At 42.5% G+C, this 26,726-nt stretch carries 33 protein-coding genes; 10 read left to right on the forward strand and 23 right to left on the reverse strand.

What is annotated here, in order from left to right:
• Positions 1–313, forward strand: a 313-nt coding sequence (locus Q368_RS0121700) for an ATP-binding protein (RefSeq protein WP_029461130.1), incomplete at its 5' end; no start/stop codon positions are given.
• A 114-nt stretch (positions 314–427) separates the two neighbouring features.
• Here the strand turns inward: Q368_RS0121700 and Q368_RS0121705 are convergent.
• The 16 genes from Q368_RS0121705 to Q368_RS25100 all read right to left on the reverse strand — a co-directional run bounded on the left by Q368_RS0121705 (position 428) and on the right by Q368_RS25100 (position 14,196).
• Positions 428–961 carry a hypothetical protein gene (locus Q368_RS0121705; protein WP_029461131.1) on the reverse strand — a complete coding sequence of 178 codons (534 nt, stop codon included), beginning with the start codon at positions 959–961 and terminating at the stop codon, positions 428–430.
• Between the two features lie 513 nt (positions 962–1,474).
• Complete coding sequence (locus Q368_RS25080) at positions 1,475–3,571, reverse strand: SEC-C domain-containing protein (RefSeq protein ID WP_084158943.1); 2,097 nt, start codon at positions 3,569–3,571, stop codon at positions 1,475–1,477.
• A gap of 89 nt (positions 3,572–3,660) precedes the next feature.
• Positions 3,661–3,939, reverse strand: coding sequence for a GIY-YIG nuclease family protein (locus Q368_RS25085; RefSeq protein WP_084158944.1), 279 nt, complete (start codon positions 3,937–3,939; stop codon positions 3,661–3,663).
• An 11-nt stretch (positions 3,940–3,950) separates the two neighbouring features.
• Positions 3,951–6,122: an SF1B family DNA helicase RecD2 gene (recD2, locus tag Q368_RS0121710; RefSeq protein WP_029461132.1), complete on the reverse strand. Its 2,172-nt coding sequence runs from the start codon at positions 6,120–6,122 to the stop codon at positions 3,951–3,953.
• Between the two features lie 6 nt (positions 6,123–6,128).
• Entirely contained in the window at positions 6,129–6,539 is a 411-nt protein-coding gene (locus Q368_RS25090; RefSeq protein ID WP_084158945.1) for a nucleoside 2-deoxyribosyltransferase, read from the reverse strand.
• A 59-nt stretch (positions 6,540–6,598) separates the two neighbouring features.
• Positions 6,599–6,826, reverse strand: a complete 228-nt coding sequence (locus Q368_RS25095; protein WP_084158946.1) for a YcgL domain-containing protein — start codon at positions 6,824–6,826, stop codon at positions 6,599–6,601.
• Positions 6,827–6,951: 125 nt separating this feature from the next.
• Positions 6,952–7,644, reverse strand: coding sequence for a hypothetical protein (locus Q368_RS26020; protein WP_156955821.1), 693 nt, complete (start codon positions 7,642–7,644; stop codon positions 6,952–6,954).
• A gap of 260 nt (positions 7,645–7,904) precedes the next feature.
• Positions 7,905–8,603, reverse strand: coding sequence for a hypothetical protein (locus Q368_RS26025; protein ID WP_156955822.1), 699 nt, complete (start codon positions 8,601–8,603; stop codon positions 7,905–7,907).
• 124 nt (positions 8,604–8,727) lie between these two features.
• On the reverse strand, positions 8,728–9,342 hold the full coding sequence (locus Q368_RS0121715) for a recombinase family protein (protein ID WP_029461133.1): 615 nt from the start codon (positions 9,340–9,342) through the stop codon (positions 8,728–8,730).
• A 400-nt stretch (positions 9,343–9,742) separates the two neighbouring features.
• A complete protein-coding gene (locus tag Q368_RS26030) occupies positions 9,743–10,171 on the reverse strand; it encodes a hypothetical protein (RefSeq protein WP_156955823.1) in 429 nt (142 codons plus the stop codon).
• 89 nt (positions 10,172–10,260) lie between these two features.
• On the reverse strand, positions 10,261–10,416 hold the full coding sequence (locus Q368_RS26035) for a hypothetical protein (RefSeq protein WP_156955824.1): 156 nt from the start codon (positions 10,414–10,416) through the stop codon (positions 10,261–10,263).
• A gap of 7 nt (positions 10,417–10,423) precedes the next feature.
• Positions 10,424–11,125 carry a hypothetical protein gene (locus Q368_RS24180; protein WP_156955825.1) on the reverse strand — a complete coding sequence of 234 codons (702 nt, stop codon included), beginning with the start codon at positions 11,123–11,125 and terminating at the stop codon, positions 10,424–10,426.
• 693 nt (positions 11,126–11,818) lie between these two features.
• Positions 11,819–12,526, reverse strand: coding sequence for a hypothetical protein (locus Q368_RS26040; RefSeq protein ID WP_156955826.1), 708 nt, complete (start codon positions 12,524–12,526; stop codon positions 11,819–11,821).
• Positions 12,527–12,760: 234 nt separating this feature from the next.
• The gene (locus Q368_RS0121725; protein WP_156955827.1) at positions 12,761–13,060 is read right to left on the reverse strand and encodes a hypothetical protein; all 300 of its coding nucleotides are present in this window, start codon (positions 13,058–13,060) and stop codon (positions 12,761–12,763) included.
• A gap of 12 nt (positions 13,061–13,072) precedes the next feature.
• Entirely contained in the window at positions 13,073–13,792 is a 720-nt protein-coding gene (locus tag Q368_RS26045; RefSeq protein WP_156955828.1) for an N-formylglutamate amidohydrolase, read from the reverse strand.
• Positions 13,793–13,806: 14 nt separating this feature from the next.
• Positions 13,807–14,196, reverse strand: a complete 390-nt coding sequence (locus tag Q368_RS25100; protein WP_029461136.1) for a gamma-glutamylcyclotransferase family protein — start codon at positions 14,194–14,196, stop codon at positions 13,807–13,809.
• Between the two features lie 138 nt (positions 14,197–14,334).
• Here Q368_RS25100 and Q368_RS26050 point away from each other — a divergent pair, with 138 nt between their 5' ends.
• Complete coding sequence (locus Q368_RS26050; protein ID WP_156955830.1) at positions 14,335–14,649, forward strand: hypothetical protein; 315 nt, start codon at positions 14,335–14,337, stop codon at positions 14,647–14,649.
• A gap of 118 nt (positions 14,650–14,767) precedes the next feature.
• Positions 14,768–14,890, forward strand: a complete 123-nt coding sequence (locus Q368_RS27320; protein ID WP_281174657.1) for a hypothetical protein — start codon at positions 14,768–14,770, stop codon at positions 14,888–14,890.
• 74 nt (positions 14,891–14,964) lie between these two features.
• On the opposite strand, the gene Q368_RS26055 is transcribed toward Q368_RS27320, so the two are convergent.
• The 6 genes from Q368_RS26055 to Q368_RS24190 all read right to left on the reverse strand — a co-directional run bounded on the left by Q368_RS26055 (position 14,965) and on the right by Q368_RS24190 (position 19,003).
• Positions 14,965–15,504 carry a hypothetical protein gene (locus Q368_RS26055; protein WP_156955831.1) on the reverse strand — a complete coding sequence of 180 codons (540 nt, stop codon included), beginning with the start codon at positions 15,502–15,504 and terminating at the stop codon, positions 14,965–14,967.
• Entirely contained in the window at positions 15,497–15,784 is a 288-nt protein-coding gene (locus Q368_RS26060; protein WP_156955832.1) for a hypothetical protein, read from the reverse strand. The genes Q368_RS26055 and Q368_RS26060 overlap by 8 nt, the downstream gene beginning before the upstream one ends.
• 57 nt (positions 15,785–15,841) lie before the next feature.
• Positions 15,842–15,982, reverse strand: a complete 141-nt coding sequence (locus Q368_RS26065) for a hypothetical protein (RefSeq protein ID WP_156955833.1) — start codon at positions 15,980–15,982, stop codon at positions 15,842–15,844.
• Between the two features lie 208 nt (positions 15,983–16,190).
• Entirely contained in the window at positions 16,191–17,414 is a 1,224-nt protein-coding gene (locus tag Q368_RS26070; RefSeq protein ID WP_156955834.1) for a hypothetical protein, read from the reverse strand.
• Between the two features lie 554 nt (positions 17,415–17,968).
• On the reverse strand, positions 17,969–18,169 hold the full coding sequence (locus Q368_RS27480; protein WP_156955835.1) for a helix-turn-helix domain-containing protein: 201 nt from the start codon (positions 18,167–18,169) through the stop codon (positions 17,969–17,971).
• Positions 18,170–18,283: 114 nt separating this feature from the next.
• On the reverse strand, positions 18,284–19,003 hold the full coding sequence (locus tag Q368_RS24190) for a DUF5131 family protein (RefSeq protein ID WP_052360335.1): 720 nt from the start codon (positions 19,001–19,003) through the stop codon (positions 18,284–18,286).
• Between the two features lie 847 nt (positions 19,004–19,850).
• Here Q368_RS24190 and Q368_RS24195 point away from each other — a divergent pair.
• Together Q368_RS24195 and Q368_RS25105 are read left to right on the forward strand one after the other, a co-directional pair.
• The gene (locus tag Q368_RS24195) at positions 19,851–20,792 is read left to right on the forward strand and encodes a 5'-nucleotidase (protein ID WP_052360336.1); all 942 of its coding nucleotides are present in this window, start codon (positions 19,851–19,853) and stop codon (positions 20,790–20,792) included.
• An 18-nt stretch (positions 20,793–20,810) separates the two neighbouring features.
• Positions 20,811–22,283 carry a TM0106 family RecB-like putative nuclease gene (locus Q368_RS25105; RefSeq protein WP_162179671.1) on the forward strand — a complete coding sequence of 491 codons (1,473 nt, stop codon included), beginning with the start codon at positions 20,811–20,813 and terminating at the stop codon, positions 22,281–22,283.
• Between the two features lie 564 nt (positions 22,284–22,847).
• Here Q368_RS25105 and Q368_RS24200 read toward each other — a convergent pair.
• Entirely contained in the window at positions 22,848–23,084 is a 237-nt protein-coding gene (locus Q368_RS24200; protein ID WP_052360337.1) for a helix-turn-helix domain-containing protein, read from the reverse strand.
• Positions 23,085–23,561: 477 nt separating this feature from the next.
• Between Q368_RS24200 and Q368_RS27485 the strand changes: the two genes are divergently transcribed.
• The 5 genes from Q368_RS27485 (at position 23,562) to Q368_RS27325 (ending at position 26,662) form a co-directional block, all read left to right on the forward strand.
• Positions 23,562–23,987: a prepilin-type N-terminal cleavage/methylation domain-containing protein gene (locus Q368_RS27485; RefSeq protein ID WP_043786653.1), complete on the forward strand. Its 426-nt coding sequence runs from the start codon at positions 23,562–23,564 to the stop codon at positions 23,985–23,987.
• Positions 23,984–24,376 carry a type II secretion system protein gene (locus Q368_RS25115; protein ID WP_084158948.1) on the forward strand — a complete coding sequence of 131 codons (393 nt, stop codon included), beginning with the start codon at positions 23,984–23,986 and terminating at the stop codon, positions 24,374–24,376. The genes Q368_RS27485 and Q368_RS25115 overlap by 4 nt, the downstream gene beginning before the upstream one ends.
• Positions 24,373–24,828, forward strand: a complete 456-nt coding sequence (locus Q368_RS25120) for a PulJ/GspJ family protein (RefSeq protein ID WP_084158949.1) — start codon at positions 24,373–24,375, stop codon at positions 24,826–24,828. The genes Q368_RS25115 and Q368_RS25120 overlap by 4 nt, the downstream gene beginning before the upstream one ends.
• A complete protein-coding gene (locus Q368_RS26080) occupies positions 24,825–26,282 on the forward strand; it encodes a DUF7305 domain-containing protein (protein WP_156955836.1) in 1,458 nt (485 codons plus the stop codon). The genes Q368_RS25120 and Q368_RS26080 overlap by 4 nt, the downstream gene beginning before the upstream one ends.
• Positions 26,283–26,530: 248 nt before the next feature.
• Entirely contained in the window at positions 26,531–26,662 is a 132-nt protein-coding gene (locus tag Q368_RS27325; protein ID WP_281174658.1) for a hypothetical protein, read from the forward strand.
• Positions 26,663–26,726 lie beyond the last annotated feature (64 nt).

The raw sequence follows: 26,726 nt of genomic DNA on the forward strand, positions 1-26,726 counted from the left end.
GGACCGCGAGGAGATGGAAGTGCTTTTCACCTTCCTGGCTGAGCGCTATGAGCGCGGCAGCGTGCTGATCAGCAGCAACCTCGTGTTCTCGCAATGGGACAAAATCTTTAAAGATTCCATGACCACGGCGGCGGCCATCGACCGGATGGTCCACCATTGCGTCATCCTGGAGCTGACCGGCCAGAGTTACCGGAACCAGGAAGCGCAAAAGCGGAATGCGGACACTCAGCTTCGCGGCAATGACCACGGACGCGGCGCTGAACTCATACCCGAAGATCGCTTGGCTGAAGCCGAGGTGCGTGCACAAGAATAGTTGTCGTCAGTGCCCAGGAGTAATTGACGCTGAGCACCAGGGCGGCATAACTTTCAGGGCGAAACTGTCCAAGAAATCCTAGACCCCTACAACCCCTCCTTGTGTGGAAAAGAATCAGCTAATTATCGGAACGTGATGATTGGCACTTCCGTCTACACACCTTGGCTTTGGCTCTAGATGGCCACTCCTCGCCAACAACTCCACGAAGTCGTCCAAGCACGTTTTGTCTAGATTACATGAATATCGTTCCACATAATCCAGGAGCGCCCATGTCTCCAGGTAAGTTAAATTGGAAACCTTATCCAGCAGGACTTGCTTGTCCACGCCCCATTTAACATACCGCCTGTTAACAAGCCTGTTGTCTTCACTGGCATAACAATAGACCAATGTTTCTTTGAACCAAGTGGCCAAGTGGCGGCTAACAATGGCACCCTGAAGCACGTCAAGAATGAACATAAACTCTGATCTAGTAAGCTTGCTTTTAGTCAGAGCAAGCCCTATATCAAGAGCTTCTTTGATGTTAAAGTCCATCGCATTTTCATTCAACACTTCATGGATTTTTTTATCAGAATATTGATGCAATTCTAAACTTTCACCAATCCACGTGTTGATCTTGTCAAGCATTTCATTTTTCATCATTTCCGTCATAATAAAACTCCTGAAAAAATATTTTTGGATCCTGTGAAACCAAATCCAAGACTTTTAAACACTAAATTTAAAAAAATGTCAAGCTAAAATCTTCAAAAATGCAATAACCAAATTAGAAACAACATAATTATTACATACATATTCTGTGCAATTTATTATTACTACATAAAAATAGCATTGTTTTAGATTGTATTTTGTTTGAGCCACTTCTTGCTGGTCGTTGCCGAAGATATATTCCCAGGCGGTCGCGATGTGGGAGGGGTCAATTTTCAGTGCTGTTTGACACTCGCGCCGTAAGATATCGTGGGCGATGTGGCGGGAATTCCGCTGGCGGGGGCTGCGAAGCAAAAATGGGAGCGGAAAAACGGTACCCGGCATTATGCTGGGAGCTGGATCTAACCGAACGGGACTCGTAAGAACTCGTGTCCCCTAACCTCGTAAAAACTCCCGTCCCTGGACAAGTGAACAAGCCCCCTCGTTGGCCACTTGGACAATGGGGGCTTTTACTTTCAATTATACCAGCTTGAGTTGCTCGGGTTGTCCCGGTTTCCCTTTCTTAGGCTTTTCAAAATTCTTTTGCAGCCACTCAATGGCTCCATTTGTTTCGAGCCATACGTCGCGCATTGCTAGACGATAGAACCACGCAGCGTCCGCCCCTTTTATTGACACGAGGCCAGGAGACAGCTTTGGTTGCTTTATATTCTTTGTCGTAAGATAATGGACACATTTGGGGCAAACATCAATAGCGGCATTTACAGTTTTATGGGCATCTTCTAATTTGTTTAGTCTAAAAGACGCCAACGCTCTTCCAAGCAAAATATTTAAATCAAAATCTTCAGGGTATCTCCTTGAAAAAATAAAAGCTTCGTTGTTTTTGTTTTCACTTAACAATCTATTCATTTTGAACATTCGAACGCCATGGTTGTCGTTAGGATTTAGTCGGAGATAGACATCTACAACTTCCTCAAGTCGCTTATCCTTGTCGAGCATAGAGAATACTGTGACCAATCTCGAAAGGGGACGTAGGGCCGGACGATTTTCAATGAATCCCCACGGCAACGTTTCTTCGCCCTCGAGTTTGATATTTTTTACAATTGCGAACGAACGATCTAAGATTGGCAAAACCATATTTTTCAAAAAAGATTCGTCATGAAAATAATCATTTGAAAAAAAGGCTGTTGCGATGTCATCAAGTATTGTCAAGCTGTCGAAGGTTGCTGGATTGTTTCCCAGAAACAGCAACCATTTTTTTGCTGTGCTTTGTTCCCAAGGGTCAACGGAGGAGAAGGACTCATTGTTTGTTCCAAAAGGCTTGTCGAGTGGGAAAACACTCTCCCATTTCTTTTCTAAGCTCATGAGGGACTCAGGAGTTCTAATGGAGTATTCATGATTGTTTTCGGCGGGGTTGGACTCATCAGCCGGTTCCTCGCCAGGGCTTGATGATGCCTTCAATTCCTCAACAAGCCTTTTGGCTGTTGTTTTAAGTTCATCTTTGGTAACGCCCATCATTTGCAACTTGCTGGAGAATCTTTTGATTAAATGCTCTTCGTCATCGTCCATATCCAGCTCATTATCTTTTTCTAATTGGTATTCAGGAATAGGCCTTTCGGTCGCATCTGTTATCCAGTCATGCAGGACATGAGAAGGATCGTTGCCAGAGTCAATTGAAAGAGTCGCGAGGGCTTCTTTGGGGTTCTTTGCTGCATGTTTGATTAAATCTACAAGATCAGCATAGTCAACTTGTGCTTCCTTGGGCAGGTTCTTGAATTTCTTGAGCCAAAAGTTGGCCCTTTCCTGAACCTGATTCCATTTTCCTTCAACAGCAAGGAGTTGTAATTCCAAATGACTCAAATCAACTGAGTCAGGACTATCCTTCATCGCATTTTTAAATGCTTCCCAAGCCCCTGCAGTGTCTCCTTTATCGATCCGAATGGCTGCAAGTCGTTGCCAAGCCGAAGACCGAAGTGGAGAACGTGGCGCTGTTTCCACAATTTTTTTCAGTAAGATATTCTTGGATTTATATTTATCTAGATCATCATATGCGTTGCAAAGCAAATGGAGGGCGTAGTCAAAGTCTTCTCCGTGACCTTTTATTTCGTCTTTAAAAAATGGTTGCAATAAGGAAATGGCCTTTTGCGGACGCCCCTCTTTGACATGTCTATCAGCAACTACAAGAATGGCAGTCATGGGTATCGAAGAATCTAGAAGAGCTTCTTTCAATTCTTTTGAAGGAATAACGGAAACTAGGATAGGCCAAATGACTTGAGGATCAATCTGGGGTAGTTGATTTGCGCTGTCGCCACAACACTGTTTGTATTTTTTTCCTGACCCGCAAAAGCATTTTTCATTTCTTCCTGGTGTCGGCAACGGCTGAGGCCGAAATTTATTCCAGGGCAGAGGGGTCGCGTTCCAAATCATTCGTCCAAGGGCTATGGAAATTTCAATCAACGCTTGTCGCTGACCATCGGTAAAATCCAAATCCTCTGGCAAATAATGCTCAATGTTGTCACTAAGCCATTTAAAATAAGCGTCTCTGTCTTTTGTGCGAACGATTGTTTTGACGGCATCAAAGACGATTTGTTCGCTAAAAATACTTTCAAGTAAATTCATGTCATTTTCCACGTCGCAACCACCATTGATTTTTCTGCCAATGAGATCGTATCTTTTCGCCAATGCCACGGGTTGATAGCAACGAACACTTACCGAATCGTTTCACGGTCAGATCCTTGCAATGCTTCTAAAATAGATACTTTCTTGCTCTTGCATGCCATTTTGATTTTATATTCAGCCTTCGAAGCTTCTGATCTGTTTTGAAAAGTTGCAGTTGAAACAAGACGAATTGGTCTCCGACTTCTTGTGTATTTCGCCCCGCCTGGCTGTAGCCCATTATGTTCATTGACTCTGCGTTCAAGGTCACAAGTTATACCGCAATACAGAGTGCCATCCGAGCATTCAACTATATAAACAAACCATGACACAGAATTATCTTCTATTTCGCTAGTGCTATTCTTCTGTTTAAAAAAGTATTTCTAAATAAAGTCTTATTATTTCTCACGGCTATGCCAAGCGCCTTCTTTTGGCCAACGAGGACAACAAGCTTCCTTCCTCGAGTAATTCCAGTATATATTAAATTTCTTTGTAGCATTATATAGTGTTGCATCATTATCGGGACAACAATTACTGGATATTCAGAGCCTTGTGACTTGTGAATGGAAACACCATAGGCAAGAACTAGCTCGTCTAGGTCTGTGTACTCATATTTCACATTTCGCCCATCAACGACGACAATTAACTCTTGTTCTTCTGAATCAATTTTTACGATTCGTCCAATATCACCATTAAATACTTCCCGGTCATAGTCATTTTTGATTTGCATGACCTTGTCGCCCACCCGGAACGTCCGTCCGCCTCGGGCGATTTCTTCCCCCCGAGGATTGAGCGACTCCTGAAGAGCGCTATTCAGGTTTGACGTCCCAACAACGCCACGGTTCATGGGAGTTAATACCTGGATGTCGTCGATCGGGTCCAGACCAAACTTTATCGGAATCCGTTCCTTGACCAGCTGGATTATTCGCTGCAGCGCTCGTTCGGGTTCGTCCTCCTCGACAAAGTAAAAATCGTCGCCCTCCATTTTCGGCCGAAGGTCGGGCATGCCCCCCCTGTTGATCTTGTGAGCATTGACGATAATGGAGGATTTTTGAGCCTGCCGAAATATTTCGTTTAGCTCCACGACAGGAATGGCTCCAGAGGCGATCACGTCCTTGAGCACGTTGCCGGCCCCCACCGAGGGCAACTGGTCAACGTCACCCACCAGGATCAGGGTGGTCGGCTTCGGTATGGCCTTGAGCAGGTGGTGCATCAGGATGAGGTCGATCATGGATGCCTCGTCCACGACAATCAGCTCACAGTCGAGGGGGTGGTCCTCGTTCTTTTGGAAACCGCCTTTTTGAATGGAATATTCCATTAACCGGTGAAGGGTCTTGGCTTCATGGCCGGTGGCTTCGGACATGCGCTTCGCCGCTCGGCCTGTCGGTGCTGCCAGTAGGATGTGCTTGGTTATCGCGGAGAAAATTTTCAGGATGGCCTGGATAATTGTCGTTTTGCCCGTCCCCGGCCCCCCGGTAATGACCAGGACCTTGCTCGTAGCTGCGGCCTTGACCGCTTCGACTTGCTTCTCCGCCAGTGTCATGGACAGCTTTTCCTGAACCCATTCCACGGCCTTTGGGGCATCAATGGTGCGGACACCTTTCGGGGCTACCATGAGGGCCTTCAGCCGAACGGCCACCTGGTTCTCGGAAAGATGGAATTTGGCGAGATAAACGGCGTCGATGGGGCCGCTGTCGGCATCCAGGGTCTCACAGACGACCTTCTTATCCGAGGCCAACCTGGTAATCGCATCAGCAAGGATGACCGTCTCAACCTTCAGGGTCTCGTTGGCTTTCTCGATTAATGGTTCTCGGGGGTAAAAGACGTGGCCTTCGTCGGATAGCTGGTGCAGGACGTAGATGATGCCGGCCTCGGCTCGAAGCGGTGAGTTTTTGTCGAAACCGAGCTTTTGAGCGATCTTGTCCGCCGTGACGAAGCCGATGCCGAAAATGTCGTGGGCCAGCCGGTAAGGGTTCTCCTGGACGACGGCAATGGATTCGTTTTTGTACTGCTTGTAGATTTTCGTCGCGTATCCCGAGCTGACGCCGTGAGTCTGCAGGAATAGCATGACGGAGCGGATTTCTTTTTGCTCTTCCCAGGCTTGGCTGATCATGCCGATGCGCTTCGAGCCGATGCCCGGAACTTCCACAAGCTTTTGGATGTCGGCCTCGATGACGTCCAGCGTGGCTTCCCCGAACAGCTTGACGATGCGCTTGGCCATGACTGGGCCGATGCCCTTGATGAGGCCAGATCCCAGGTACTTTTCAATCCCGTGGACAGAAGCAGGGGTAGTCGTCTTGTAATATGCGAGTTTGAACTGCTCGCCGAACTTGGGGTGATTCGACCACTCTCCCTTCATCTTGATGATCTCGCCCGGAGTGGGGCACAAGATATTGCCAACGACGGTCACAAGTTCCCGGCGGCCATACACCTTGACCTTTGCAATGGTGTAGCCACTCTCTTTGCTAGTAAAAGTGACCCGCTCTATCTGGCCCTGGAGATCAACTAGATCCATGGTGATCTATAGGAGTTCAAGCAAGCCGGAAATACTTTTCGCAATCCCCTTACACGAGCACTCGATCATACAGTTGACGATTGAATGGTTCGTGTCTCCACCATTGCGAAAATCCGTTCTTATTCCATAAATAGGGATATTCTTTGCGAAAGCATAGCCGATTTCCCATGAAGTCCCATCGTCGACCTGGGTTCCGTCGAGGAGGGCAACAACAATATCGCACTCGTCAATGGCATTCCTGCATTTTTCGAAGATATGATTTTTAGCCTTGCTCCCAAGAGACAACAAATAGCCATCGTCGAATAGGTCGCCAGGCCAGATTGATATATGCCCTTTGTTATTGAGTGCAGAAGAAAATTTTTTGTGCCAATCGCGATCTGCTTCTGTGAACAATGGACCTGCCTGATATATCTTCATTATTAGCTCTCCTCAAAAATGCTTCATGGAAAATTGTGCTTTAGAAGAAAGTAGACGCGTCAGAGCTTCATTACACAGTACCCATCAGCCGCAATCCTTGCCACGATTTCCTTGTATCTCAAAGAAATGATGTCCGTTTCATGTGCAGGCTCGCGTGAATTTCTGAGAAATTGTACTTTCCCCAATTGTTCGAGAATGCCCTCAGGGACCATTGAAAGGTCGTCTCGTTCTTTGGTAAACAGGTATGTCTTCAGGTTGCTTTTGCTTTGATGTATTGCGAAAATCATAATCACCTACATGTTGTGCGATGACCGTTCAAACATGGCTAGTTCGGTGCATGTCATTGTTTTTTTAAAGCCAAGCACAAGCACCCATCCCGACAAAATGCAATCAACACCACACTCTAAAATGCCTATTCTTCTTCCATTATTGCGATTTGGCGACAACATTCAGTTGAGAATTTAGGATATTTCTCAGCTATTGCCCTATTCGTTGCAGTTTTCAACAGCTTGTAGCACTGGCGACACTCTGAAAAGGGTATATCAAATTCCTCGAAGGATCTAGACAGCTCGTTTAAGATGCCAAGTTTATCCTCGTAATTTGTCAATCGGTGACGAATAAAATTAACAGCCATCCTGTTTGTGCATACTGTTTCTTCAAAGAACTCCTCCCATCTCGAGTCATGCTTTCTCAAAAAATAATCAATTTTGTCGTTTACCCAGTGATTGTAGCTCTGAAGGGCAGCAACTTCAATGTCTTCAACAGGAATTGACTTAACATCTATGGCAATATTCGAATAATCGTCGATGATTGTCTTGATTTTTGATTCAAGAAATGATTGTTTCTCGCTCCACGCCTTATCTTTATTGATTTTCTTTGTTTCTTGAACTTTTTTTCGCCGCAATACAGAAAGTTCAAAGGCTTCTCGAAATTCATTCATCGATTCTATTGAGCTTATTCGATCACTATCATACAAACACAGCGGATTTTTGTATCCGGAATGACGTTTAAATTTGTCTGGATTCCCTGCGAACTTAGCAATAAGAGTCTTTGTCCACCCTTTTTCAACCAAATCTTGCTTCATAATATAACCAGTGCTCTCCATGACGCTCTCCATATTTTTATAATTTACAGTTATTGCAAATGTCGCAACTCGTCGGTTCGTTATTTTTACAACATATGGCTATTGCTACATTGATGCCCTATTGCCGCAAGTGCGAGCACGCGGCGTTAGACATACGCCAAGTAAAATTATGAGCTTTCTACATATGTCCTAAGATAAAAAAACAATCCTAAGAGTATACTGAATTGTTAACGCCTGAACCTCTTGCTATACCCCAGGCGTTAACAGCTTTATTTTCGTTGCTATTGATACATGCTCGTGTTGACTTTTGGACTTACCTGTCCAGATCTTCTTTCAAATTCCTTTTCGAATCCGATGTCGTCACAATACATCAATATGTCAGGATATCCGTTTAATATTGTTTGATTCGATGCTTTGTTTAAAACAGACAGGCACTTTTGATAGTCCCTGAATTCAGCACCTCTTCTCGTCAACTCAATACGAAGCATATCTATGTAATTACGGGCATACAAATAGTTCGATTCATGAATTCTAATATACTCCAAAATTATCGACAAGAGCTTAGCAGACGATATTTCATGGTGCCAGCATCTGTCCCTGGCGGGTTTCTCCCTGCCAGTTCTTTGCAACATTGCTTGATCGTATGCATCGAGTGCGCGGGAAATCAACTCCGCTGAACCAGCGTTGGTTAATTGTAATTCAAAATGTTTGCAAAAATTGTACGCAAAAATTGCCTGATAACTTAACTTACGCACCACTCTCTGGTTAGATCGTTTCACGTGCATTGCTTTAGCTGCTCTAAACTCATTCGATTTTTCAATAATATATATTTTAGACTTTTCAAAAAACCTCCATTGTTTTTGATGAACTCCTGAATTTACACTCATTTCTGGTTCACCGTAAAACCTTTGTGTCATGCGAAGAGACCATCCTCTTTCAGCCAAGTCATCCATCGAAAAATATCCACGTTCAATGTTCATAATGTCCTCCTTAAGCTTTACTTAGGAAGACCATACATCAATTTCCAAATAAAGCAATACTTATCTTTTGGCCAAACATTATATTTCTGTTTTAGAAAAAGTCCTTGACTAAATACCTGCGCAGTTATTGGACATTAATATTTCTGCTTTCAATGAACTTATATAACGATTGACGGCTGACTCCAAGAATCTTTGCAATCGATGCCTTTGGTACATTCAATCCAATAAGTCGCTTAATCTCATCGATACAATCATCCATTTTCGACTTACCAAGACTTCCTTTCTTTCGACCGAGGACCTTGCCTTGCGCCTTGGCCCTTTCCAAGCCATTTTTAGTTCTTTGGCTTAAAAAGTCCCGTTCCAACTCAGCAAACATCCCCGATAAGTAGATGATGCATTTGGACGCCATATCGGAGTCGTTTCGGGTATTGATCCCCTGCTTGATGGCGATCAGCGCCACGTCCTTTTCCTTGAACTGTTCAACTATCTGAACCATCTCCCCCAGCGAACGGCCGAGGCGGGATAATTCACTCACGATAATGGTGTCCCCGGGGGCCAAGCGCTGCAGCAGGTCATCGATCCGGCGCTCCTTCGTCGACTTCCGACTGGAGATCTCAATTTCCAAGAACTCATCAACACGGAGACCAGCTTGGTTGGCGAACCCAAGGATTTCGAGTCGCTGGTTGTCTAGCTCCTGGCGAGAGGTCGACACTCTAAGATAAGCCCAGGTCTTGGTCATGACGTCCTCCATGGCGCTGTCAATCGTAATGGATATTCTATAATTTAAATGGACGCATTTCGTCAACTAGAAATATAAAATTAAAGCTGACAAAACCATCAGGTCATGACGTTCGATTATGGTTGACACATGGCATTTATCTTAGCGTTTTTGATCACGAAGTCTCCTTGCTTCTCTTTTCCGCCAATCACCATCTCGCCTTCAAGCCGCCAAATCCCCGAAGCTGGCCTGGACACTTTAACCACCAATTGAGTGTGCCCTGCCTGATGCACCATGAAAAAAGGCCCCACCCCCAGAAAGGAACGGGACCTTTTCTTGTTATATATAAATGAAATTGGAAAATTTGCATCTTAATGGACAGGCTAGGCTGCCAGTTTTGTAATGATGCGGCCCGTCCTTACTATTCGTCAACTTTAATTAAAGTGTCTTCTGGAAGTTCACAGCCAACACAAATATCTTTAATGGATGAAAACTCAACACAAGGCACATTGGAATCCAATGAATAACTAGCCATCCGAGTAACACCTTTCTTATGTATCCTTTCCGGCCATGTCAGCGAAGTGCAATAATCTTCATCATAATACTCAGCACACTTATCTACATCTACTTCATAAACCAACCTATATTCCATCTTTACGCCCAATAATCTTAAGAGTCGCAATATCTCGTCGCTTACGCCACCAAACCAAATACTAATATCTTTTATTTCTTCCCACATCCATTCTAAATCATCATCAGTGTAATTATCTTGGTAACCGCTACTCATTGTGTTGCCAATGCTTTTAATACTTTCAGACAATTCGCTTAGTTTCCCCTCGATGCTATCCATATTTTCATTGATTTGTGCAATAATCTGATCTCTGGATATGCTACCGACATTTTTTCAACTGCGACATTAGACATGATATAATTCCTCCATTATTTTGTTAAATTTAAAGCCGCCAGCGCCAGGATCGTTATGAGCCACATTTTTAAAACGAAGCCAGCAAAACCGTCAGGCATATATACAACAGCTTTATAAAACCATTTAAGTTGCAAAAGTTTTTTATCTAGTTTTGAATGATACTTTTCCATTATCTCTTTAGGCCACTTGCTCCCGTACTTTCACGCAGGCCTCCTTGTAGGAGGCCATGGCAGTTTGATAGACTAGGATGGCCTGGGCATCTGCCCTGTTGAGCTGGACTTCTTCACCATCGACGTAGATGCGGAAGCCTCCGTAGATTTTTCCGTTCCAGCGGCCAACGGGGTAGCAGGCCGGCCGCTCAGGCTTGGGGATGGCGGATACTGCTGCTTCCTGGGCCTGGTGCATGGCTTGTCTTTGTTTGAGCAAGACCACATCCCACGGCTTGATGTTGTTTACAACTTTGGGATTGAGAGGGGCCAGGGCCTTGATGGAAGCGGTTACTTCATCATCCGTTATCCATTCAATTTTTCGCACCCAGCCCTTTGGGTGACTGCTAAAAGACAACATTTCCATGAAGTTCCCACAAATGCCACCCCATTTATACCCCAAAGCTTTAATCTCTTCCTTGCGGGGTTCGGTGCCCCCGGTAAGGGCGATCTGAAATACCGGGACATGGCCGCGAGCGCCAGGAAAGGGCAGCAATGAGATAGTGGCCGTAATGGGCTTGAGGGCGTCGGATTCGCGCTTCTTGGCCGCCCAGCAAGATGGGCAATCCTGGTTGGCCATCCATTCAATCTTGCGCTCGCGTTCGTTGTGTTTCCCGTACAGGAACACTGTCCTAGAGTGTCCACAGGAATGAATTATATCATATTTTGCCATCATAATACTCCTTCTGTTCTTATTTTAAACCTGACACCGTCAGCTCCATGACTCTATAAACGATAATTTCTTGGACAAGTCAAGCAATGTTTTAAAAAACTGCCTAAAAAATCATAAAGTGCATACTTATTGTGTGCAATTTTTGACCATACATGAAGTGTAACATTAATACATATGCGATTTGCATTGTATTTTAGAACAATGCATTATGGTTGTATTTAATGGTGTCTACCGGGGTAATATTTTTGCACTAACCTATCGTAACAAATGCAATATATATTTTTTTGAAATTCTCCCCCCCCCGTTGGGATTGGTGCGCTTGTCACCGCGCCCATGGCCCCCTATTGGTGCCAGATGGCTCGCACTAACTTGAGATCTTCGGATTTGAGCAGCGAACCGCCCTCAGGCTGCCGCTCTATCTGACAAACGGTCCCGGCCGGATTCGAGTGCGTCGGTTGAAAATCGTTTCAACCCAGTGAAGGATGGCAATTTGCTCGGTTGGCGCTGAAAATCTTTGTGGGACAGGTTCTCAGCGACTACGAAACCAAGCAGATACTTCACTAGGTTGGGCTGATCTAGTTTGCAGGCTGTGGTGTGTTTGCAGTAACCTTTATGCACGTTGATTTACAAAATACAAGGGTCCCGTCTCCGAAGAGAGGGGACCCTTGCCAGCCTTGTTAGCAGCAAAAGTAACTACGCCGCTCTAAAGCTTTCGTTTTCACCGATTGGCGAAACCATGTTAATGCAATCTGCTGACAGTAGGCTATTTTGCCTTAAGCATTCCTCGAACAAAAAATCATGCCTCTGGCTTATTGCTGTATTTGCCGATCGCCTTAACGCAAGAATACACCTCTCGAATGAAGGAAATCGTATATCATGAGAGTCTGCGAGATTCTTTATTTCCATAAGTCTCAAGATTTCTTTAGAGTGATTTGTCCTGCATTCTCTTATATGATCAACAATGAACTTCGCGTAGAATTTTTCGCCCCACGCAACGTCATAAACAAAGAAACGGGCGTCGCTATCATTGAAATAATGATGCAATGTGTTGTACAAACTCCTGTTAGGGACGGATATTTTGGTATGTGCAAAGCGCTGGAATGCACCGAGCACCTTGATTTTTACACTAACAACCTCATCTCTTGAAAATTTGTCGTTCTTATAAAAATAATGGATTGCACGCTCGGCCCTGGTTCTGATTGAGTGTTCGAAGCCTCTTTTGAAGGCATCGCTTTCCTCGATCTCGAAGACATTGTCTTTTTTGTAAAGGCACAAGTTGTTTTTAAAACCACGTCTATGTTTAAGCTTGTCAGGACGTCCGTAAAAAATATCTATCAGGTGTTCCGTCCATCCACGCTCGTTAAGATCACACTTAAGATAATAATTTGTGTCCATACTCATGATAAACCTCCAATGAATAGTTAAATGTTTTCGAGAAAAAGTTGGCAAATAAACCAAACTTAAAACTGACTAGCTCCATTTTTTTGAATCCTCCTTGCGTTTCGTTGAGTTTGTTGTCGCACATTATTGGAATTTTGTCAAGTTAATCTATGAAATATTCAAAAAATATATTACTGCACGAGCTTGAACTTTCAAAGATATTTAAATAATTTTGGCAATTAGGCTATTGAATGTTTAAAAATTTTTCTCAAATTCTCGAAGCTTGGCCAAGATTAACGCTTTTAACAATTTGATCTTCCCTTGACATTTATTGTTGTCATGAAAAATAATCGACCTGACTTCATCGATATCAACGGCCATGCCCCGAAAGGAGGCAATATGCACTTTGGAATTGCTTTCAATCAAATTCACCAGCAACGAAAACCATTCGTCCTCGTTGGTATTACCCTGGGACTGAGTAAGCAAACCTACAGTTGACCTACCAAGGTTCTTGTCTTCGTAAGCAACAAACGTTCGGCCGATCAATGTGAACATCTCCATCTCTCTTTAGTTAATCATCGCGTATTGTCTATTCTTATTACTCTTGAATAAATTCTGCTGAATAGAAGCAATAGCCACAGCTAGTGCTTTTAATGTTGTGCTGTAATAATTAAATCGAAGGTCATGACTCAATTCGACCTGGACAACCTTGAGATTCCGGCCATACCCTTTATATGCTGGAACACGCGGATCTCCATTGATATGCCAATAAAGCGATCGGGTTCCGACAAATTTATTGTCCAGTAAAATATTGTAAGCTCCAGAGTTATCCAAGATGGCTTTTAAATATTGTGCAGTGTCTTCGTCGCACAACGCGCCCCACCTAGTGCCAAGTTCTATGTCGATCGGCACCAAATCGGCAGAAAAATAATTCTTCATCCCGTGCAGGGAAATATACAAAAAACAGCTGGTGACTTTTTTTGCACCATTAATGGCATTTTTATGCCTGAGGATCTGACATAAGGCTTTCCGCTGCTGAGCGTGAGCTTGAACCGAAGCTGCGTTATTAAAGTCAATATCACGATTCAGGTCTGCGAGGCTCCTGGGAATCAAGCTTTGTATTACGCCAGCACCCGTGACTTCGGCTAAATCGTGAGACAATTCTAAAGTCTTCTCGTCACTCTCATCGGGAGTACCGGCGCAGTGAGGTGCATCAATAATAACATGAACCCTCGAATTTCCAGGCCAATATCTGACGTAGTCAAGGTATTTATAGTTAACTTTCATGACAACAATTACTGTTACTTGTTGTTCTTATTCAACCAATCTCCAGATTGGACTATCGTGCCGTGGGGGACGCCGTAGAAAAAGTAGAGCCAGGCGAGCATATTGACCCCATTATCAAGCCGAACAGGCGTCTGTTCCCGATGGTAGCCGTGACGCTCGCCGTCCCGATGGCCTTCCAACGCGTCCAGCGATTTTACCAACTTATTGTCCCAGACCATAAACACTTCTCCTTTAATGAAAGATGTCTCTGGTTGTTTGTGGACGAAAGGAATCCCTGACGAGAACATTGTGTACTTATTGATGGTCACCGCAGATCCAACAAATTCAAATCCTTCACTGCCGTCAAGGAGACGCTGATAGTTTGACTGTCCCCTGCGGAGTGTACCGTAAAAAAAGAGATTCATTGGTGTCACGTAGCGCTCTCCATTGTTTTTAAAACTATGGATCGTCGAATATACGTACCGCCCAAAAAGTCAACTCGAAATTTTACTTTCAAATAAAATTTTTCAATAAAACATTTTAAAACTAAATGGAGGTGTGTTATGATTTTTGTATGTGATATATGCGGCAAAGATATTTCTGAAAATACTTATTTTTATTCATTAAATTTAAACTATGAGAGATTTTATGATGGCGGAATAGAAGTTGGCATAAGCAATTGTCTGCTCACCATGTGTGACAAGTGCGTTGGCAAGCTGCCCGTTGCAAAACTCTTATCGTATGGAGTGCGGATGGGTGGCGAGAGCGGGCATGAGCGTTATGAGCAGATAATGGAAATATTTAATGGCAAAGAAGATATTGCTGAGGACGATGACGCAGCAAAGACCCGTCCGGCGCAAAATCTAGCTTGCAAATAGTCGTCATTGCATATATAAGTATCTTATGGGGAGCGCCAAACCATTAAACAAACCATGGGCAGTGCTAAAGGTTTCCCGGCGTGACTATGAGACCGCCAAGCCCTGGAAGAAGACGCCCTTGTCGCGCAAGGAGTTCGATGAACTGGTCCTTTCATTGCCCGACGGATTTCTTGACCAGTTGTTCCTCGAAGCCGACGCCGAACGCCTTGTTGAAGCAATGTTTCCTGTAGCAGATAAATAAAATCCCCCAAGATCTGAAATGATCTCGGGGGCTATTGAATTACAGCAACTTCTTAAGCCAGTGAATAATGGTATTTATTGGTTTACTTCGTTGAAACAATTCAAGGCAACAGTTTCAATTCGTCCATTGTCTTTTATAAAATCAAGCACAATTGATTGTTTTGCCGCCAGTGACTTGAGTGCTCTATGGTACGACACTGGAATTCTGGCGTCACCCTCCTGTATATTTCCGAGTTTACCATTCAATTTTTTGATGTAATTGAGGATGAGTCTGTAATCGACTCCGGACGAGGAGTTGAATTCCTCTTTTAAATAATTTAAAAAATTCAAGATAACACTTTCGACCTCAATCACTTTTATTTCTTCAGCAATGTCTGGTATCTTTGTTTCGGGTAGCCAAGCGATTAAGCCCCAGGCGTGCCCATCGTCATAATCAAATTTTGCAACTTTTAGAAATCCTCGTTTTTTCAATAAATGGAATGCGCGACGGACCGACACAAGATTTGAACGTGTACGAGGCAAGGCTAAGTGTTCAATAACTTGGTCAACACCGATATAGTCGTCGTCATGAAGCAGATGAATAATTGCTCTTTGTAATTTGCCGAGTCTATTCATTTTCAAGCTCTCGTAAATGTGGGTATTCTGGCAATTGAAATTTTCCATTTTTAAAAGCAAGGCGGAGTTTTCGTCGCCGCTCTTGTCTGGCAAATCCTTGATCTATTGGGCGAGACGTAGGACTTGGTATGGTGTCTTTGTTCTTGATCAGGAACAATCGTAACCTAAAAATTTTACGAATATTTACTAGTGCTTTTTGTGGGGTGTCGCACAATGCTTCAGTATCATGTTTTAATGATCCTGCTTTTATAATCAAATCGTACAACTTTTTACTTTTCATTTTGACCTCATTATTTTTGGGTTTTATTTATGTTTTTCAAGATAACAATTTTTGAGCTTAAAAGTTTACTTTGGCAATGCTGAAATAAATAAGCACTAAATTCATCAATTTGTAGTTTTTCATCGCCGGCAGATGCTCCAAATCGCCCGTATCCGCCCCGTTTAGCACCCCGGGCAGGGCAACGGTCGTCTTGGCCACGAAAACGCAGCCAGTGGCGTCCTGGGACGAAATAAGCCCTTGCCCACAAAATACTGGTCAAGTGGTCCAGTGCCGGCCGACTAAACCTGCTCATCACTGTTCAGGTAAGGCCTGGCGGACCCACAGGCACGAGGCCACTCCGAAACAAACCATTATCTCCACCGCCATGGTCTCACCATTTAAGCTGGAAGCATCCCCAGGCCACAATCTACCCTTGGAATCTATCTAAGAAGTCAAACGGAGTGTTGTTATTCTCAATTACATCATGTACGACCTCTTCGAGATGTTCATATTCTTCGTCTAAATTAAAGAACGATCCGCTGATATTTTTTTTAAGCCAAGAAATTTCTTTGACGTATGACCTCATACATGAAATCAATGATTTTCTTCTGGTTACTGCTCTCCGGACATTACTTTCGATGTTGTATTCAATTTCTCCATTATTGGAGCCAAGGACGCCGGCCTCATCCTCTGAGATTATCTCCATTAATTTTTGCCATATAAGTGCATAAGGCTCGACAGGAAACGACACCACTCCCTTGGTGCAAATGCAAAATATTTTGTCCAATATATACTTAAGTATCGTTGCTGGAACCTGCAAAAAGTCAAATACTGTATTTAATGATGGGAATTCGCGTCTATGCTGCAAAAAGAATTCCCGTTTAATCTGAAATTCCAGGCGAAAAATACCATAGTTATTGTCAAGGCAATATCTATATAATTGTGCCTTGTCTTTGTACTCACGAGCCTCACGGATATAAGTCATAACCTCCCGGTCAATAGATCCAAAATTAGAATACAATCCGTACCAGTAATCGTTGTTGTCGTTGTGGACAATTATTTCTTGAAGCTTATCGTACTGGTTAATTATAAGTTGATCTTTCAAAATAACATTTTTAAAACCACAAGAACGTTCTGTAAATTCAGTATTTTCACTTGATCCATAATTCCAGAATTCATTGCGCGAAGTGGTGCGCAAAGTATATTTATTGTTATTATTGTACAAACTAGACATGGCATCCTGCATAATGCGCGTGGCCTCGTAACCTCCTTGGCCAATTATGTCGGCAGCAATATGACCTTCACTAAATTTCAAATTATTTTTCAGATCATCCGGCGAATATACTAGACCAAGCCGCGTAAACATCTCACTTGTCTTCAAATATATGGAGTCAATTGTGTTGCCTTGAAGAAAGCGAGAAAAATACTTTACCCGAAAATTCCCGCCGGCCGAGGATAATCTTATAGAAACAAACATCTCGTTATTGTATATGTAGCTATATTTATATCCCTTTGTAGTAGCACTTGACTTAATAAACCAGGGACTACTCTCAGCATTTTCTTGTGCCATTTTGACTTCATCGAAGGGGAGGTTAAGCGTCCCGCACAAAGTATCAACAAATAATTTTATATTGCAGCTATCGTAATCCATAATGAAACCTCCAGTCGTATTCTTGTTTATAAACGATCAATATTGCTTAAGAATTTGGGGCCAGAATTAACAAATAAGACTATTAAATTTATATTTTCATTATTGCTTATTGTACACTTATTGAGCAACTCAATGGTTATTCTTGAAGTTGTTGTGTGCATGCATAAACAGCTTGTCATAATTTGATTTAAATATATATCTATACTTAATTTGCATATAGTTCCTAATGGTGGCAATATGCGTTGTTAATGTTTATACATGGCATTTCCAAGCTTGGGCGCAATTGATGGGAAGTGCTTATACTTGAATACGATTTTATCCATGCACAAACAACAACTATGTTTATAAATGTATATATTTGTTTGGTATGTAATTTAAGGGGAGTATTTATAAGTGATTGGAGTATATTACTTATATAAGCATACGCGGACGCGTTGAAGGTATATGTATATATACTTGAATTTGGTTGCATGCAGGAGTTATAAATGTTTATCGATGAATATCGATGTTTTTGTTGAGTGTGAATGTTTATCATTTTTATTGCCCCCCCATTATTATAAGGAGCAAATGTCAAATCTGACGATTTTATATAATTGGCTTTCCACCTCAAGGGGCATCTCACGATAGCCAAGAAGGTAGTTTGACAGCTGGGCTTGGCTGATTCCAAGGACAGTTGCGCAATACGATTGGGAGATTCCTTCTCTTTTTAACAAGCGGTGTATGATATGTTTCTGCGGTGCATTTCTAATTTCCATAACTATTCCTCCGTAAATTTATTATCACCAATGTTTTATTGAAAATATTATTTTGTTTACTTTGTACAAACTAACGGCGACCAACCGTGATCGCCGTTAGTTTGTAGCTAAAAGCTATTTCTTTATGTGGTTCTCTGGAAACTGGTGCCAAACTTGGCCATCAAGGACGTTATAACCTTCCTGCTTCCTGAACCCACCTTTTTGTTTAAAGAAGAAAGGAATACTCAGATTTATACACTTGTCACGAATTGGACGAACCCAATCCAAGTCCATCGGACGAGCCTTGGGACCTGATTCGCCACCGACGATAACCCAATGGATGCCTTCGAGGTTTAAGTCGGGAAGAGGCCCAAGGAGTGGTTCGATCGATACAAATCTGACAATCGCTGGAGTTGTCCGTAAATTATCAATTCGACCTAATGCCTGTTCGTTCTCTACAGTCACTCCCATCCAAATGTTGTCATGCCAAAACAAATGGGGGGATAATTCTTCCAGTCGATCGCCTCGTTTTGTCAACACTTGGAAAATATGTTGAGGAGCGCGTCGCATATACATAAAAACTTCATCAATAAATTCAAGCGGAATATCTTTGTGAAACATGTCCGACATAGAATTTACGAATATCATCTTTGGATCTCGGTAACTCAACTTTTTATTCAACATGTCGGGATGCAGCGTCAGATCAAAACCGTTTCGATATTTTATCAGGCCCATCAGCTTACATCTTTTAGCCATTATTTCAGCGTAACAATTTGCGCAACCAGCACTTATCTTCGTACATCCAGTCGTAGGATTCCAGGTGCAATCAGTCCAATCAATTTTAGTTTTACTCATTAATAGTACCTCTCTTAATTTGTAATTATTTGCTTTTAAGGATGACCTCCAAGATGAAAAAGACTAGTCAAAAATCATAGGCTTGTCAATAATTATTTGAAGCCTAATCTGCTCTTGCCATTTTCTGGGATATTTAAGTTTGCCTGGAGTTGATTTTTTGAAAATCCATTGCAGTCTACTTTGAATGATCACATTGTCATCAAATTAAAACTTATCAACTTCAAATAGGCTTTTGGAATATAAATGATGGTGGCATCCAAGAATGTAAAAAAATCAATACGCCGGCATCCAAACATGTATAACGGTATTGTTTGCGCAAGCTGGCTCTGACGGTAGGAAGGGACAAGGGAGACAGGCGGTGGGCGTAGAAGTGGAGACGAAGAATCCATTGTTTCCCACCACGGCCAGATTTTCCAGAGTGAGGTGCTGAAAATCCTGGGGTTAGACTTTTCAGGATACCACTTCGCCATAATTTTTGGCGTATATTACCTACATAATCACCACTTGCCATGAAACATACATGCGGCAAGGGTGCAATAATTACAGTAACATCATGCTGAAATTATTTAATAAATTTACTTCAGATTATAGCGCCCGGACTTGGACTCACCATCACCCCAGTGCCCAGCCCCCCTGCCAGACCGTGAAGAATGGCAGATCTGCACTTACAACATGCGTTAGACAACCCCGTGGCATGGAAATGGTCAAAGAATAAATTCACATCGGGCCAGTCGGTTTTGAGTAGAAGTCAACCTGGAAGAACTTGAACGCAATTGACCTTGACAATTATTTTGTTTTGTTATCAATCTCGTCAATATCAGGCATATTGTTAAGGAGATTTTCCCCAATGGCTTATGAACTCAGCGATAGACTTGTTATAGGACTCGCATCAAGCGCACTATTTGATCTTAGCGAGTCTGACAAAATATTTCGTGAACAAGGTGAAGAAGCCTATCGGAAATTCCAAAGCGCCAACGAGAATCATCCATTTGATCAAGGCGTTGCTTTTCCATTTATTAAGCGACTTCTGTCCGTCAACGAAATTTCTCCTGATGATCCCCCAGTAGAAGTCGTCTTACTCTCAAGAAATGATCCTCACACTGGCATGCGGGTCATGAAATCAATTCAGTATTATGGGCTTGGAATAACACGAGCAGTCTTTTTACAAGGCAAAACACCATATCGCTACATACCTGCCCTTTCTGTAAATTTATTCCTATCTGCAAATGAAGCCGACGTGAACCAGGCAATAATTGCAGGATACCCTGCAGGGAGAGTCCTTGATTCAAGTCATGCCGACATTGTTGACGACCATGAACTAAGAGTCGCGTTTGATTTCGATGGCGTCATCATTGACGATGAAGCAGAAATTATATTTCAACAAACAAAAGATCTTAGGAAATTTCACGCCAATGAAACTCAAAAAGCGGCCACACCGCACAACCCGGGACCATTGAAAATATTTTTTGAAAAATTATCTATGTTGCAAAAGAAAGAAAAGGATAAGGCAAAAACAGATCCTGCCTACAAGCCTAAAATACGTATTTCAATTGTCACCGCCAGGAATGCTCCATCTCATGAACGTGTTATTAACACAATACAGAGTTGGGGGATAACGGTTGATGAAGCCTTCTTTCTGGGTGGAATTGAAAAAAAGAGGGTATTAGAAGTGCTGGCTCCGCATATTTTCTTCGATGACCAGGAGTTGCATTTAGAACAAGCGGCAAAAGTGCTCCCTTCTGTGCATATACCATTTGGCATTGCCAACAAAAAGCAACAGTCCAAATAAATATATATGGAATATGCCATGACGAAACACATTACTGGATCGATGCTTTATGACCTCGTGCAATGCCCAACTAGAGTCTACATGGACTGTTTTGCCAATCCTGCTGACAAAGTAGAAGTAAGCCCCTTTGTCAGACTCCTTTGGGAGCGAGGATCAGAACATGAAGCTGATATTGTCAGTAAGCTCGGAGAGCCGTGCCTGGACCTTGCGCAGCTCCCGGTGATTGAACGCGAGAAAAAAACCATTGAAGCCATCAGGTCTGGCGTACCATTGATTCACGGCGGAAGAATTCGCAAGGATGACTTGCTTGGCGACCCCGATCTTTTACGGAAAACGCCATACGGATATATTGCTGGTGATATCAAATCCGGCGCAGGCCTTGAAGGCAATGAAGATCTTTCTAAGCCCAAAAAGCATTACGCTGTTCAAGTGGCGCTCTATACTGACATCCTACTTCAACTAAAGATCTCTAGGAGCTATGAGCCATTTATATTAGATATAAATGGACAAACTATTGCTTACAATTTACTAGCATCACTCGATAAAAGTGGATCAACACTTTGGGAGACATACGAATTATCGCTACAAACTGCCCGTGATATCGTAGCAAAGCGGACAAGCCCCGGGCCAGCATGTTGCGCCATTTGCAAATTGTGCCAATGGTACGAAGCCTGTAAATCTGAAATTAAACAACTAGACGACTTGACATTAATACCAGGCCTAGGACGATCAAAGAGAGACGCGCTCTCTATGTGCATTGATACGGTTGAGGACATGGCTCAGTGCAACATAACTGCTTACACAAAAGGGAAAAAGACCATATTCTCTGGCATTGGCCCTGACTCGCTATTGAAATTCAAACAACGTGCGCAGCTTTTAAAAGAACCGAACCCAAAACCATATTTGACAGAATCAATTTCCTTCCCGACTCACTCTACAGAGCTATTTTTTGATATCGAAGTCGATCCTCTCAGGGACTTTTGCTATCTTCATGGATTTGTAAAGCGGACTAATTTTGACAATACAACTGAACGGTTTTATGGATTTTTCACAGAAGACGAATCGTGTTCAGAAGAGCGCTCAGAATTTAGAAAGGCATACGAATTTATTATAAGCAATAAACCGTGCTCTATTTATTACTATTCTAAGTATGAAAGGACAATTTGGAGGAAGCTTCAATCAAAATATCCAACTGTTTGCACGCCAAATGATATCGAGGCAATATTTGATCCTGAGAATGCAATCGACCTGTATTTTGACGTCGTCACTAAAAAGACTGAGTGGCCAACAAATGATCACTCCATCAAAACCCTCGCCAAATATCTAGGATTTTCTTGGAGGGACAAAAATCCTTCGGGGGCGGCTTCAATTGAATGGTTCGATAAGTGGGTTAAGTCACGCGATCCAGGCGACAAGGAAAGAATACTTCTTTATAATGAGGATGACTGTAGAGCAACGCGTATATTGCTTGATGGTATCAAGAGCCTGTGAATGGATTAAATAAAAAATGGAGAAGCTTAGAAGCGGTAAAATTCTTACGATATTTGTTTTTAAGAATTCATAACCAACTTCTGTAAATCCACAAAACGCGCATAACACTGTTTTCAAATGCGGCCTGATGTCCATTTCCTGCGTCCAACTCCTGGCGTAGAAATGGGCAAATCGGTCCGGCCAGGGCTATAGGCTGTGCGTGGACGGCGTTTGGAGAAGCCAGGGACGTGGACACAGCTAGCTGTCTTGTCGAAAATAGTAGCCATTACGCAAACTATGACCCACGGGACCAGATCCTGTGGCGCTTCGGGTCCCGGCCACCCAGCGCGCACCATTTTCGAAGTCCGGACCGCCCCCATGTGAACAGAGACGAGTGCGACGCCAATCATTTGGTGGAAGAAGTTCTGACGTCTGGAGCTAACTCGTTGAAAACTGAAAAAGCCGGCGATAATGAGCAAAACCTGAATAGCACTGGCGCGCTTTAGGCAGCCGCCAAAGAAAACCCTCAGATCGCGCCTTTGGAGACCTTCACTTCGAAGCTCCGTGGCAATCGAGATAACTCCGCTAAATTTTTTCAAATTTTTTGACGAACTCGCTGAGCCGTACACCAAGAACGCGGCACACCTCCTCAAGCTCGACCAAATCAAGGCGGCGCTGGCCAGCTTCGTAACGACTTACGAAGGGCTGTGGCTTCCGTAATTTTTCCGCGACATCGGCTTGGCGCAGTCCGGCTGCCTCCCTCGTTTCACGAAGGAGGCGGGCCAGATCCTCAAGGCGACGTGAATAGAGGCTTTTCTCCATTCATAGTGAGTAGGCCACCTTGACTCGTATACAATAACTGTATATGCTAAAAGTGTATATACGCCCCATTTTGGAGCAACCTATGCATGCCCTTGGAAGAAAAATTTCAATACCCTCTGGAATTATTTGCCTTTCTTCGATATCAATTGCATCAAACTGTTTTTTTTACCATTTTTGCCTGACCTCGCCAGGGATGGAATTTATCCCTGATCTCCAATCCCTGATTATCAAGTCTAGCTGGAGCGGGATAACAACATATGCATTACTGATCATAACAACTCTAATTTCAAAAACATTGAGCAGATCATTTGTATCGCTGCTAGTATCGATCTTATTGATATTCAATTTAGCACTTTTTATTAAATATTGCATAGAAATCGAAGACGTAAGCCTATTTTACGCTGCACTATTTTATTACTTACCATCGACAGTGTCTAATTTAATTCCAGGCATTATAATTGAAAAAAATATATCAAAATGAAACGAAGTGGATTTACTGTCATAGAGCTGGTTGCAGTCCTAGTCATCCTAGGAATAATAGCAATCGTTATTATTAACAAAAATCCACTCGACTCCAACCTTGTCATTGAAGCTGAAATACTAAAATCACATCTCCGCTACATTCAGTTTAAAGCATTGTCAGACGATTCTTGTAATAATTGCTATGGACTGACAATATCATCGAATAGCTATACAGCAAAGCCATCGACGTTAATACTTCCTGGGGATCAGTCATCGACCCATGACTTGTCAAAAAACAATATATCAATAACTGGCACAAATATAACATTCGACCGATGGGGAAGCGCAAGCGCAACAAAAACAATTTCGTTTACTTTGTCAGACAACAAAGGGAATAGCCAGACAATAACAATTAGGCCAATGGCTGGGCTTATAGAATGAAAGTGAAAAATGGGTTTACACTAATTGAAATTATTATATTTTTTGTGCTGCTGGCAATATTTGCAACATATCTTTCAGTATATATGCAGACAACAGTAACAAAGCTCAATAATCCAATCGCCAGCCTTACAAATACCACGACGCTTCTAAGCGCCATGTCGGATATAACAAACAAATACTACGCATTAACACAAGGCGGGGATGCTTCGACAGTCCTTGACGATCTAAAAGAATATGTAACAACAACATATGCGCAATATTCGCCTCAAGCAGTATTTATAACAGACTTAGCATCAGCCGTTGTCAGCGAATCAAAAACAGATATTTTAAAAGTAACAATTGGCGATGATAGCTCTGGATCGCTAGCAAGCTATTTCATGAAGCCATGAATAAAAATTCTGGGTTTACTCTAATTGAAACAATTGTCGTCCTGACTTTATTGGGAGTTATTTCAATAGGTTTAGGGGCATACTATATAAATACAGTCAATAGTTTTAATGCAAACAAGACGGCAGTCCAGATTGAACAGGATTCACAATTTGCACTAGCAAGAATTGCAAAAGAACTCAATCTCTTAAGCGCATTGAAATCTGCGTCCGGGGCAACATTATCTTTCAACCCTTCAACTGACACAGGAAGATCGTCAAGTGATATCTACACATTTACACTTAAAAACGACGAACTAGCCCTCGTAGTTAATAACGATAAGTCGTATGCCATTTTAAAAAATGTAGACAGCTTTACCGTCAGCAAGGTTTCGCCAAATATAGTAATGCTGTCTATTCAATTAACAATTAATGGAATCTCCAAGACATTCCAAACAAGCGTAGCCTTACGATGAAAATTGCATGGGGAATTAGTGCCAGAGGATTTGGACTTATTGGAATTATTATCGCATTTGTCCTTCTTTCGTCAATAAGCACCGCTGTTATATATACATTAACCACATCGTCGTACAATTCAATCAATGAACTAAACAACAACAGAGCTTATTATCTAGCAGAATCAGGCATTCGCTATGTGAAATATAAAAAACTTTCTGCCGGCACATACACATATACACTTAGTGAAGGTGATATATATGTAACAATAAACTCTTCAACTGGGACATCCTCAAAAGGAACCGTTGCGAAAGGGACACAACTACAAGCGATAAGGATTCTTAATGATTCTTATACAGGACCAACCGTTACGCCCGAGTGGGCCAGAAAATTTCCATACATATTCTATTCTCCAGACAAAGCGATATCAATATCACAAAATTCAAACATAACAGGCACTATATATGGGTATGGCATAACAATTGACCAAAATTCAACTATAAATGGCGATATAATTTCAAAAAGCAGTTCAAATGAAGTAAAAATAAACCAAAACGCAATAATCAATGGGAACGTTTGCTCCGAATACAATTTAACAATCGACCAGAACGCTGTCGTCAATGGGAGCACCTTTTCAAAAGGGTCGACTGCGTTGAATCAAAAAAGCAGCGTCAGAGGCAGTCTTAATAGCGGCTCTGTCAGCACTAGCCAAGATAGTATTGTCGCCCTAACATCAATCTCAATCGACCAAAATGCAAACGTTAATCATGTTTATACATACAAAGACGACAAAGGCCAAGTACAAGCACTGACGATATATGACAATATCTACTACGGGACAACAAAAGACATAAAATCATCCGCCAACGTCGACAACAATAAAGTCTTTAAGACCTCAGCATCGCAGCAAAATACTAGTTGTGACTCAATGACAGCGCCTGTTCACACAGAGGAAAAATATTTTCTTACTACAACAACCAATGCAACTGCTGACCCACTTTCACCTGGAGGATACAACATATTAAACAAGAGCCAAAACAATAGCCTTCATTTGTCATCCGGAAATTATTATTTTGAGTCGATAAATTTTGACCAGAACAACAGCTTATATCTTGATTTAACATCAGGAGCAATAAATATATATGTCAAGGGTGATGTGAAGTTGTCACAGAATTTTAAGGTTTATGCAAAAAGCAAAGACGATACCGACTATAAGCAAATCACTGCAACTGATTTTGACAAAAAATTATCTTTAAATGTTTATCTTGAGACATTAGGAAGTTTTACGATGGACCAAAATAGTCAGTGGCTTGGGATAATATTCGCAACAAAGGATATAAAAATATCTCAGAAGAGTTATATCATAGGAACATACTTCAGGAATGGTAATATTAAAAATGAGGATGGAACGTACTCTCCTAGCGGAACAATAACCACTGATCAAAACATAACTGCGATCCAGGCAACTGAATAATACTATTCTGGTAGATTCTAGTAGCCTATTTTGGTTTAATTAGCTGTCTGTCCACTCAGTGGATTTATGCAACCCAAGGCACTTGCCGCCAGTTACGCCAGTTCCCATCCTGTCTCAACCCTTGAATGCTACCCGAGCGACAAGAGATGCCGAGACGAAAGGTTATAGTCTTTTTTGGCTCGAGCAGCGGGCCTGTAACGAAAACTGTGTAAACCTCCACTAAGGGGCGAAAGTCCCAGGAGGTTTCCGTGCTGATCAACCGTGACGAACTGGCCAGGAAGGTGCTCGAGGGAGAGATCACCAGCCTGGACGACCTTAATGCCATTCTCCGTTCGATGATCAAGGACGTGTGCTCAGCGTCAATTACTCCTGGGCACTGACGACAACTATTCTTGTGCACGCACCTCGGCTTCAGCCAAGCGATCTTCGGGTATGAGTTCAGCG

Origin of the sequence: Solidesulfovibrio alcoholivorans DSM 5433, assembly GCF_000702665.1 — a bacterium.
Classification (GTDB): Bacteria; Desulfobacterota; Desulfovibrionia; order Desulfovibrionales; family Desulfovibrionaceae; genus Solidesulfovibrio; species Solidesulfovibrio alcoholivorans.